Annotated in this window: 9 protein-coding genes and 2 pseudogenes; 8 read left to right on the top strand and 3 right to left on the bottom strand. The window is 30.5% G+C overall.

What is annotated here, in order from left to right; translation table 11 throughout:
* The 4 genes and pseudogenes from Q0C16_RS00225 to Q0C16_RS00210 all read left to right on the top strand — a co-directional run.
* Window positions 1-542: pseudogene (locus tag Q0C16_RS00225) on the top strand (ABC transporter substrate-binding protein); the annotation flags it as partial.
* Between the two features lie 105 nt (window positions 543-647).
* Window positions 648-4,292: a reverse gyrase gene (gene rgy / locus Q0C16_RS00220; protein ID WP_292319025.1), complete on the top strand. Its 3,645-nt coding sequence runs from the start codon at window positions 648-650 to the stop codon at window positions 4,290-4,292.
* A 45-nt stretch (window positions 4,293-4,337) separates the two neighbouring features.
* On the top strand, window positions 4,338-4,601 hold the full coding sequence (locus Q0C16_RS00215; RefSeq protein WP_292319024.1) for a DNA-binding protein: 264 nt from the start codon (window positions 4,338-4,340) through the stop codon (window positions 4,599-4,601).
* A 203-nt stretch (window positions 4,602-4,804) separates the two neighbouring features.
* Window positions 4,805-5,233: a universal stress protein gene (locus tag Q0C16_RS00210; protein ID WP_292319023.1), complete on the top strand. Its 429-nt coding sequence runs from the start codon at window positions 4,805-4,807 to the stop codon at window positions 5,231-5,233.
* Here Q0C16_RS00210 and Q0C16_RS00205 read toward each other — a convergent pair.
* The 3 genes from Q0C16_RS00205 to Q0C16_RS00195 form a co-directional block, all read right to left on the bottom strand.
* Entirely contained in the window at window positions 5,230-6,423 is a 1,194-nt protein-coding gene (locus Q0C16_RS00205; RefSeq protein ID WP_292319022.1) for an MFS transporter, read from the bottom strand. The two genes, Q0C16_RS00210 and Q0C16_RS00205, sit on opposite strands and share 4 nt — an antisense overlap.
* Window positions 6,424-6,501: 78 nt before the next feature.
* A complete protein-coding gene (locus Q0C16_RS00200; protein WP_292319021.1) occupies window positions 6,502-7,203 on the bottom strand; it encodes a purine-nucleoside phosphorylase in 702 nt (233 codons plus the stop codon).
* A 33-nt stretch (window positions 7,204-7,236) separates the two neighbouring features.
* On the bottom strand, window positions 7,237-7,509 hold the full coding sequence (locus Q0C16_RS00195; protein ID WP_292319020.1) for a hypothetical protein: 273 nt from the start codon (window positions 7,507-7,509) through the stop codon (window positions 7,237-7,239).
* Between the two features lie 158 nt (window positions 7,510-7,667).
* Between Q0C16_RS00195 and Q0C16_RS00190 the strand changes: the two genes are divergently transcribed.
* The 4 genes and pseudogenes from Q0C16_RS00190 to Q0C16_RS00175 all read left to right on the top strand — a co-directional run.
* Window positions 7,668-8,669, top strand: coding sequence for a hypothetical protein (locus tag Q0C16_RS00190; RefSeq protein WP_292319019.1), 1,002 nt, complete (start codon window positions 7,668-7,670; stop codon window positions 8,667-8,669).
* Between the two features lie 9 nt (window positions 8,670-8,678).
* Window positions 8,679-9,881, top strand: a complete 1,203-nt coding sequence (locus Q0C16_RS00185) for an aconitase X catalytic domain-containing protein (protein WP_292319018.1) — start codon at window positions 8,679-8,681, stop codon at window positions 9,879-9,881.
* Window positions 9,878-10,255 carry a DUF126 domain-containing protein gene (locus Q0C16_RS00180; protein ID WP_292319017.1) on the top strand — a complete coding sequence of 126 codons (378 nt, stop codon included), beginning with the start codon at window positions 9,878-9,880 and terminating at the stop codon, window positions 10,253-10,255. Before Q0C16_RS00185 ends, Q0C16_RS00180 begins: the two co-directional genes overlap by 4 nt.
* 46 nt (window positions 10,256-10,301) lie before the next feature.
* Window positions 10,302-10,807 (top strand): annotated as a pseudogene (locus Q0C16_RS00175) (ABC transporter substrate-binding protein); the annotation flags it as partial.

Below are 10,807 nucleotides of genomic sequence, written 5' to 3'. Positions count from 1 at the left end.
AGGCATTACATGAAATAGATCCAAACATAAATGCACAACCTTTATACATGCCATTCTCAACTATAATATCATATATGATACCCGGACAAAATCCTTTACCTGTTTATTATTTAGATTGGAATGGAATACCATTAACATGGTATTGGTTACCATTCATATATCAACAAGGAGGTATATACGCAGCCCCTGATGGTTGGGATGTCGGATACTTAGAGCAATTATCACATCAGTTTAACAGCACAAATAATACCTATGTAGGTTCATTAATGTGGCAGGAAGCTCAACAATACCAACAATTAAATAATTTGATAGTTCAAGCAGATTTAGCAGATGAAGAAGGTTGGAGCAATGCTACTCAAATAATACATAATGCACAACAGCTAGCAATAAATCAGTATCAATTTGTATATGTCGTCATACCTAGCAAGTTCTGGATATTAGGATCATATATGAATGCTTATCAAAACAACTTAGCATGGCAATCAAATCCTGCTATAACCAATGGATTAGAGTCATTCTTCTGGTGGTGGGAAAAACCATAACTTTTTATTTTTATTTTTTATAAATAAAATAAGTACCCTTAATGCTTAATAACTCTAGATTCTTAGAAACCTTTTAATCGAGGATGGCCCTCAGGCGGTCGATTTATGTCATTAGATCCAACATTTAGGCATCTTTGCCCCAATTGCGGAAAAGAGATAACTTCAGTAAGATTAGAGAAAGGACTACCTTGTAATCAATGCTTAGAAGTAGAAATAGAAAATAATGATCCAATTTCTATTGGTGAAGCCTTGAGAAAAAGGGGGAAATTATATGGATATTCCTGGCTCTATTATTTGGAAAAAAGTTATAATGAATTCAAAGAATATTTCGAAAAAACAACAAGTTATTATTTATCAAGTGCCCAAAAAAGTTGGGCTAGAAGGCTTTTATATCCTGAAAGCTTTTCTATTGTTGCTCCTACTGGAGTAGGAAAAACAACCCTTTTAATGGCCTATACCGCCTTCAGGGCCATTAATGGATTAGATAGAAAGATCTTATATTTAACACCAACAGAAAATTTAGTTGCACAAACAGCAGAAAGATTGAAAGGCTTTATAAATGATGGAATAGCTTTTTATTATTCTTCTATGCCCAAAAATATGAAGGAAGATATGCTATTAAAAATAGAAAAAGGCGATTACAAAGTATTAATAATAACTCCTGGATATTTAACTAAAAAGTTTAATAAATTAAAAGAGTTCTCACCTTTTGGATTGATAGTTGTTGATGATGTAGATAGCCTTTTAAGGAATAGCAAAAATATAGACAGGGTTCTAATACTATTAGGATTTACAGAAGAAAGTGTTGAAACAGCTTATAAGTTGGTTACTAAAAAAATGGATTTCAGTATAGCGTTATCTAACAAAAAAGAAGATAAAATAAAACAACTAGAGCAAGAAATTTCTGATTTGCAAATGAACCTTTTAAATAGTAACAATGAAGAAATAAAAGGTCAACTAATAATAGCCTCTGCAACAGGTAGGCCCAAAGGTATTAAACATTTGATATTCAGAGAACTATTGGGTTTCGAAATTGGTGGAGGTACAGATTATTTAAGAAATGTTTTTGACACATATATTATATCAAAAGATGTGTTAAACGAAGCTATACAACTGGTTAAGAAGCTTGGTAAAGGAGGCATTATTTTTATTTCGCAATCGTATGGAAAAAACGTTGTAAAACCATTAATAAATATGCTAAAAGAAAATGGAATAAATGCTATACAAGCCATAACTAATTCAAGAAGAGCTGTTGAGAAACTTGAAAAAGGAGATGCAGATATTATTATAGGCTTAGCAAGCAGATATGGTACTGTTGTAAGAGGTATTGATTTGCCAGAAATCATAAAATATGCTATATTTATAGGAACGCCTGCTAGAAAACTTGAGTTTAAGACAGCTATGATATCTCCGCAGAGACTTTTAAGGATTGTAATGTTTTTAGAAGAAAAAAATCAATCGTATTCGAGTTTGCGGAAGAGTTTAGAAAGCTTTTTATCAAAATATAGTGAACAATCACCAATAGTCGCAGCAGTATTGAGGGGAGAAATGGAAGCAAAGGGTATATTAAAAGTTCTGAAAGATTTAGTTAGTAATTCTATTGATAAAGTATATAAAGAAATGATAAATTATATTCCAAATGATGGAGATAGGATAAAAATAGGCTCTTTTGTTATTAGAAACGAAAAAGGACAGCTTTATCTATATTCATCTGATGGGCCAACATATTTACAAGCAAGCGGAAGAACAAGCAGATTATATCATGGTCATATGACAAAGGGTCTTTCCATAATAATCGATGAAATTCCTGAACTTATAGAATCAATAAGCGAAAAGCTAAAGTACATAAGTCAAGCGAATTTTATTAAATTCGATGAACTGAATTTAGATGAAGTAAAGAAGGAAATAGAAGATTCAAGAAAAATAAACGGAGGTAAAAAAGTAAATATCGTGAGTGAGCTTATTATAGTTGAAAGCCCAACCAAAGCTAAGACAATAGCTAGCTTTTGGGGAAAGCCTGCTAGAAGGAGAGAGGGAAACCTAAACATTTATGAAACAACAACCGTTGATCCAATAACAAATACCGTCTATCTCTTAACAATAACTGCTTCAAAAGGTCATGTATATGAGCTAATAGTTGACGATGATAATGAATCGTGCTATGGCATAAACCTAATTGATAGTACAATAAGCCCGATTTATACTTCAATTAAAAAATGCTTAAAATGTGGATATCAATTTACTCAAGAAGTCAACAAGTGCCCTAGATGCGGATCATCTGCTGTCATAACATCAGAGTCAATTTTACAATCTATAAAAAGACTTGCGACAGAAGTTGACCAAATAATAATAATGACAGATCCTGATAGAGAAGGAGAAAAAATTGCTTGGGATCTTTACTTAGCCTTAAAACCATATAACAAAAACATTTACAGATCAGCATTTCATGAAGTCACATTAAATGCTGTATTAGAAGCATTAAGACAACCAGGGCAGATACATAAAGGGTTAGTAAACGCACAAATAGCCAGAAGAATAGACGACAGATGGATTGGATTTTCAACAAGCAAATACCTTCAAAATAAGTATAGTAAACTTTGGTTAGGAGCAGGTAGAGTACAAACTCCTGTATTGGGATGGGTTATTGAAAGATACAATGAATACAAGAAAGAAATGGGATTTAAAATAAAAGTTAAGCTGCCAAGCCAAAATTATATTTATTATTATACAAAGAACAAAGAACAAGCAGAAAATGCAATCAAAGAGGGCAAACTAAAAGCTATAACAGTTAAAGTGTATAATGAAGAAGTTAATCCATTGCCTCCATATACTACTGATGCATTAATTTTTGATGCAAGCCAAAAGTATGGTTACACAGCACAACTAACAATGAAATTAGCTCAAGATCTGTTTTATTCTGGTTTAATAACATATCACAGAACAGATTCAATAAGGATATCTCAAACAGGTATGCAAATAGCAAAAGAGTATTTGGAAAAGGCCAACTTAATCCAATATTACAAACCAAGAACTTGGGGAAATGAAGGTGCTCATGAAGCAATAAGAGTAACAAAACCATTAAATGCTCAAGAATTGGAGAGAGCTGTATTAGAAAGAACAATTAGGGTGCCTGTGGAACTAAACCAATTCCATTACAAGTTATATCAATTAATATTTGAAAGATTTATTGCGAGTCAAATGAGCTCATCAATAATAGAAAAAGCAATCGTAAAGCTTATTCTAGGGGATTTAGAGCAAGAAAAAGAGTTTAATACTAATATAGTAAAAGAGGGTTTCACGATAATAACTAAGCCATCGTTAGAAAATTGGATTAAAAAGGAAGCTAATATTGAATACGAAATACCATTAAATGACTTGATATACTATAAAGGAAGCTTAATAGAGCTATATAAAAATGGGGATTTAGTTATGCTAATGAAAAAGAAAAATATTGGAAGGCCTAGTACATATGCAAAGGTTATAGAGTCTAACATAAGACATGGTTATGTAATAGAGAGCAAAAAGAAAAAATATATAATACCAACTAAATCAGGCATAGAAATATATAATGATCTAATGGAATCGATTTTTAAAGACTTATTAACAGAAGAAAGCAGCAGAATACTTGAAAGTCAGCTAGACATGATAGAAAACGAGAAATTGTCTCCAGTAGATTTTATTAATGAAATTTATGATGAAATATTTGTTAAAAAGCTAAACAACTATTGTAAGCTTAATAAAAGAAACTAGTTATATATATAATTTCTGAAGTCAATCTATTTATGGGCGATTAAAATGGAAGAAAGGGTAAAAATAAACCTCGGTAAGGATCCAGCTGAGGATTACGCACTGCAAGCAATCTTAGAATTAAACAAAGGATCGAAACAAATAGAACTAACAGGTGTAGGAGAAAATGTTTGCAAAGTTGCAGAAGTTTATTTGGCTATGAAATCTAGATTAGGAGAAAATTTAAAGATATCTTCTTCATCTATAGGAACCTCAAAATATAAAGGTAAGAAAAGCAGTTATTTAACTATAGTTATAGAAAAAACTACATAAGCTCAGACGGGGATATTATCTTCATCATTTCCGACGATATCAGCGTCATCACTGCTCATTTTATCAATTAAATTATAAGCCCTCTGTAACACAGGCCAAGCTCATCTTATCGCACCTGCAGCGGTCTTCATCGGGCAATATCTATATTATTCGGTGAAAATTTAAATATGTAAATAGACATTTTATAATTTAGAGGTGGAAAATTGTATAAAAAGATCTTAGTTGGTTATGATGGTTCTGAAGGTGGGGAAAGGGCTCTTGCAAAAGCTATAGAATTGGGGAAAAACCTTAATTCTGAATTATGTTTAATTACTGTAGTACCACCTGCGTCAGTAATAGTTGGAGAAATAGTTAGTCCTGATATAATAAACACTGCAACAATTATTGATTCTACAAAGAAAAAGCTCGATGAAGTAGCAAAGAAATTAGAATCTGAAGGGATAAAAGTTAAATATGAAGTCTTATCTGGCGATCCTGCAGATACTATAATAAGCTATGCAGAATCTAATGGATGTGATCTGATAGTATTAGGTAGAAGAAGACTTTCTAGGTTTGAAAGGTTAATTTTAGGCAGCGTTACAAGTAAAGTTGCAGGTAAATCAATAAAGTCAGATGTTTTAGTTGTTCCCTAACCCCTTTTATTTGGAATTAATGGTAGCAATGCTGTAGATACGACACCTATAATAGCGAATAGTATCATATCGTTAACCAATCCAATTTTGTTTAATAAAATACCTCCTATTAATATTCCGATGGCCCCACCAACAGTATTACCAATTCCCCATATGAGGGAATTAGCCCTTGCTGACAAACTTCTATCGACTATTTGGCCTACATAACCTAAAAGAACTGGAAAACCGCTAAATGCAAACAATGAGAATAGCATAAACATTATTGACATTATTATGGGATTTTTTATAAATAAAAAAGCTATATAAAATAAAGTTGCAAAAATAGTAGTTAAATATACAACTTTCTTCCCTCCTATATCACCAGTTAATTTTCCAAAATAAGGCTGACCAAATATAGCAGTTGCATATGATACAGTTAATATAATACTCATTAATATTTTGGAATTATACAAATGATCCAAATAGGTAGGTGCATATGTTTGCACTCCTGCAATAAAAATTGCTCTAATAAAAACTACTATAGTTAATGGAATCAAAATATAATAAAAAGAATTTATAGTTAATTCATTGTTAGATTTTTCAAAGTTAGATTTTTCAAACAGTTTCTTATCAATTTTAATTTTTATTGGTCTCAGACCATAAAATACTATTGAACCAAGTATAATTGTGTAAACCCCTATAATGGATAAGCCTAGAGTGCCACCAAGATATTTTATCATAAATACTATCACGATTGGAAATAAAGCTCTTCCTAAACTTCCAAATGAACCGTTAATTCCAAGAGCTCTTGGTGAATCCTTAGGATCAAAAGTATGCTGAAGTATCGATCCGCCTAGTGGATGATAAAATGATAAACCTGAGCCTAGCATTATTGATGCAATAGATATATACAATAAATCATATTTAAGTGAAGAAAAAGAAATTCCATATACGATTATAGATATACCTATTAATGTGTAACCTAAAAGCATTAATCTTGCATGGCTACCGCTTTTATCTGCTGTTCTTCCGACCCATATGCTTATTAAACCTGATAATATGTTTATTAATGCACCCATAACACCTAAATATGAGGCTGAAATCTTCATATCTAAATAATAAGCAATCAATATTGAAAATACAACAATAAAGCTATCATTTAAGAAGTGACCTAATGAAGTAAATATTAGTGATCTTAGTTTTTGATCCATTTTTTCACCCTAGTGAAATTTAATTTCTTGCATTAAAAATTTATCTATATATAATAAATATATCTTAAATTTCTTTAATTAATGAAATTGTTTCGTAATTACGTTAAGAGAAACACTAGCTGCATTTATTATTGAGTTATAGTAATCACCTACCTTATTTTTTATTACATTATTACTAACTACTAAAATACAGGCAGACTTAATATTTCTTAAATTAGACAATGCAAAAAGTGTTGCACATTCCATCTCTACACCTATAAATCCCAACTTTCTTATAGTATCTATATAGTTACTTTCAGCATAAAAAGAATCACTTGAAAAAACAGAACCTATATAATATTTAATTTTCTTTTTATTTAATTCGTTAACTAATTCATATAACAATTCATAGCTTGGAGCTGTATTAGGGCATATGTTATTGAAATATAGTCCTAAGCCTGCTCCTCCATAGTAAAAAGAACCTCCTGTTGGTACAATTATATCTCCTATATCAATTTCATTAACAATCGAGCCTACAGTCCCTAATCTTATAATATACTTTGTGCCTAATTTTATTAGCTCTTCTATAACAATTGCGGCACTTGGCCCACCCATACCATGAGCGGCTAAACCTACTTCCACATTATTGTAATATCCTTTGTAAACAAATAAGTCTCTACTTTTACTGACTAATATAGGATCTCTTAAAAGCTTTGATACCATTTGAACTCTTTGAGGATCACCCATAATAATCATTCTTTCTGGAGCTTCCTCTGCATCTAAATGGTATACCTTTTTCAATTATATCACCGTATAGAAATAATTAGAAAAAGATTAAATATCAGGCGGTCCTTGAATAGATATATATACCCTTAAGTTGTACGGTAAACTATAACAATAATTTCCTCTTTCTAATAAACCATTGGAAACTAAAGACTCGATAATTTGAATTGAATTTTTTATTCCCTTTCTGTTTAAATCCATAACTGCTCTTAAGTCACCAACTGAAATGTTTTCTAAAAAATATCTAAATACTTTCTTCTCCTCATCACTTAAATTCCTAGCCTTTTCTAAAATTTTTGATGATTCAATTAGCCAAGTTTCCATTAGTTCCTCCTCCTATAAGTACGTATTTAACAGAGATATAAACAATTTTGATTTTTATTTAGAGAATTAAATATTTATAGAATATAAAATTTTCTTTGTTGAATTTGATTTTTATTAGATTTAATAAGTTTTATGATTACGGGGACTAAGGGGAGAAAATGCAAATAAAAATAAATTATGAATCATGCCAAAAAATAGGAAAATTATTAGAAAAAATTAAACCAATAAAAATAGACATGTATGATGATGAAGATTTTTTCCCTCCATTATCTTCTCCTAAAGAGGATGTCTTATTATATTTCTTAGTTATGGTATCTATAGATCATAGACTAAGTTATCATGATAGACCCTATGAAGGAATTATAGAAGGAAAATATTATCATGGTGCTGATGCATTATACAAACTTGGTAGCATAAAATATAAAGAAGATCCCTCATTTTTCTACCCAGAAAACTTATCAAATTTAAATCAAGATAATATGATAAAATGGCTAACCATAGAGAATAAAAATAGAAAAATCTATCCAAGCGATATTATGGTTAGATTAGAACTAGTTAAAGATATTGGTAATAAAATCAAGAAAAATTTTTATGATCCGTATGATATAATAACAATTTCTAAAGGATATTTAAGGAGAGGGGTAAACGATGGATTTATAGATCTATTAAAGATATTTAAAGCGTATCAAGATCCTGTTGAGAAAAAATCCTTTTTATTAGCAAAGTTTTTAGAAAGGAGAGGAATATTAAATATAAATGATCCTTTTAATAAAGAAGTACCTATAGATAATCATTTAACGAGGATTGCACTGAGATTAGGACTAGTAGAAACAGATGAATTGACTAGAGAAAAGATAGCTGCTCAAGAAGAATTCTCTGAGTTTGAAGATATAATATTAAGAATTTCTATAAGACAGGCTTATAAAATTGTATCACAATCATCAGGAATTGATCCTTTTATAATGGACGATATATTGTGGTCATTTGGAAGAAAATGCTGTAAAATTAATGAACCAGTCTGCATGACAACTTGTAACGATGAATGTAAAAAAATTACAGGTTGCAAACAAGGTTGCGTATTAGCAAAAGAATGTAAGGCTTATTCTGATAAAATATATATGATACCAGAGCATAACTTTAAAAAAACATGGTGGTATTAGGGCGATATAATGTACCTAACTAAAGAAGAAGAAAAAATATTAAATGGAGAATATGGTTGGGGATTAGCTAAAGCAATGCAAGTTATAGTTAGCGTTGGGGATTCATTAAACTCAGAAAAGCTAATAGGCATAACACACGCTCACATTTCCGGAGTATCTTATGGTAATATTGGTGAACCTGGTAAGAAATTAATAAAACAATTTTCAGATGAAGGGATAAAATTTTCTGTAAAAACTACTGTTAATCCAATTGGATATGACACGTTAGATTATGATGCAATTCCATTTACAAAAATCGATAGAAATTATATAAAAGGACAAGAAGAAATATTAAGATCTTTGCAAAAAATGGGGGCTGATTTAACTTTGTCATGTACGCCATATTACTTGCCTATGGTTAATGAAATCAAAATAGGATCAAGTGTTGCATGGGGGGAATCAAATGCTGTAGTTTATGGAAACAGTGTTTTAGGTATTAAAACAAATAGGGAAGGTGGTCCTATTTCTTTAATGGCAGCCATAGTTGGTAAAATATATTATTATGGCCTCCACATAGAGGAAAATAGAATACCGGAAATAAAGTATAAAGTTAATAAACCGGAAAATTATGAAATTAATGAAGTTAGAGCAAGTATTATAGGTGAAATAATATCAAAAATCCATAATAACGATAAACCTCCATATTTATACGAAAAATTAAGAAATGAAACAACTGTTAAGGAGTTCTCTGCATCAATTGGAGCTGCAGGTAATTTGGCAATGGTAGTTATAAAAGGAATAACTCCTATTAAATTTAACGAAAAAGAAATAAATGAGACTATAACTATTGACTTTAATGATATTAAAAAGAGAGAAGATGAATTAAAGCCTAATGATAAGCCTGACCTAATATATTTTGGATGCCCTCATACAAGCAAATATGAAATTGAAAAAATTGCAAAGTACTTGAAAAAAGTTGATAATCTAAAAACCCAGATAGTTATAACATCATCGAGAAATGAAATGAGCAAAATAGATAAAGACGCTCTAAACATCTTAAAATCGAAAAACGTTAAACTGATTGGAGATACTTGCTTAATAGTTAGCCCATTTGGATATCATGGACTAAATGTTGTAACAAATAGCTATAAAGCGTATTTTTATTTATCTAAAAAAGGTATTAATGTATCTTTAATTTCTTTAGATGATCTAGAAGAGGTATTGAGATTATGAAAGAATTTACGGGTAGAGCTTTAGTAAAAGGTGAAACTGAAGGTGAGGCCTTAGTAATTAACGAAATTAGCTTTTATGGAGACGTAAATCCTTATAATGGGAACCTAGTTGATGGAAGAAATGTAAAAGATAAAATAATAGTTGCATATAAACCGAGGGGAAGCACTGTAGGGTCATATATTATATATGCTTTAAAAGAAAACGGTTTTTCACCTAAGGCTATAGTTATGGGCAAATCAGAACCTATTATAATAGCTGGGTGCGTTTTAGCCAACATACCTCTAGTAGATAACATAGATGTTAATGCTCTGAGAGAAATAAAAGATGGTGATAGAATTATAGTTAAGAACGAAAAAGTAATATTATTAAAATAACTTTATATAACTTTATAAACCTCAGAGCATTTATTATTTATAGGCGATGCTTATTGAAGTAGGAAATAAGTGGAATAGGAGGTCAATTTCAAAAGGTTTGATTATTTCTGTTTTTGTAATTATTGTGGTTATTATAGTTGGAGCATATATAGGAATTACATATATTAATAAAAATAAAACAACAACGCAATCAAGTTCTACAAGCTCGCAATCCTTATCAATACTTAAACCAGCTTCGCCAGCATCGTTAACAGCTGTTGCGAATAGTCCATTAAGTGTTTTCTTACCGGAATATACACCTTCTAATGGAGTTTACGCTTTAGTTTATACAGGTAATGGAAGTATTATAAATACAACAACTAGTTATGTTAACCTTAAATATAAATATCCGGGTGTTTATCTAATTTATTATGTAGTTTATCAAAAAGGTATTCTCTATGGTTCTTCGTATCAAAGTCTCATGAGAATAGTTATAACTCCAAATATAAGCTTATCTTTGTCTCAATATTTAACTGTCCCCACTATAACTTTTAACTCAACAGAAAATCCAAC

The sequence above is a fragment of the Caldisphaera sp. genome, from assembly GCF_023256325.1.
Taxonomy (GTDB): Archaea; Thermoproteota; Thermoprotei_A; order Sulfolobales; family Acidilobaceae; genus Caldisphaera.
The sequence above is the reverse complement of the archived record's forward strand: the minus strand, read 5'-3'. Positions and strand labels throughout refer to the sequence as shown.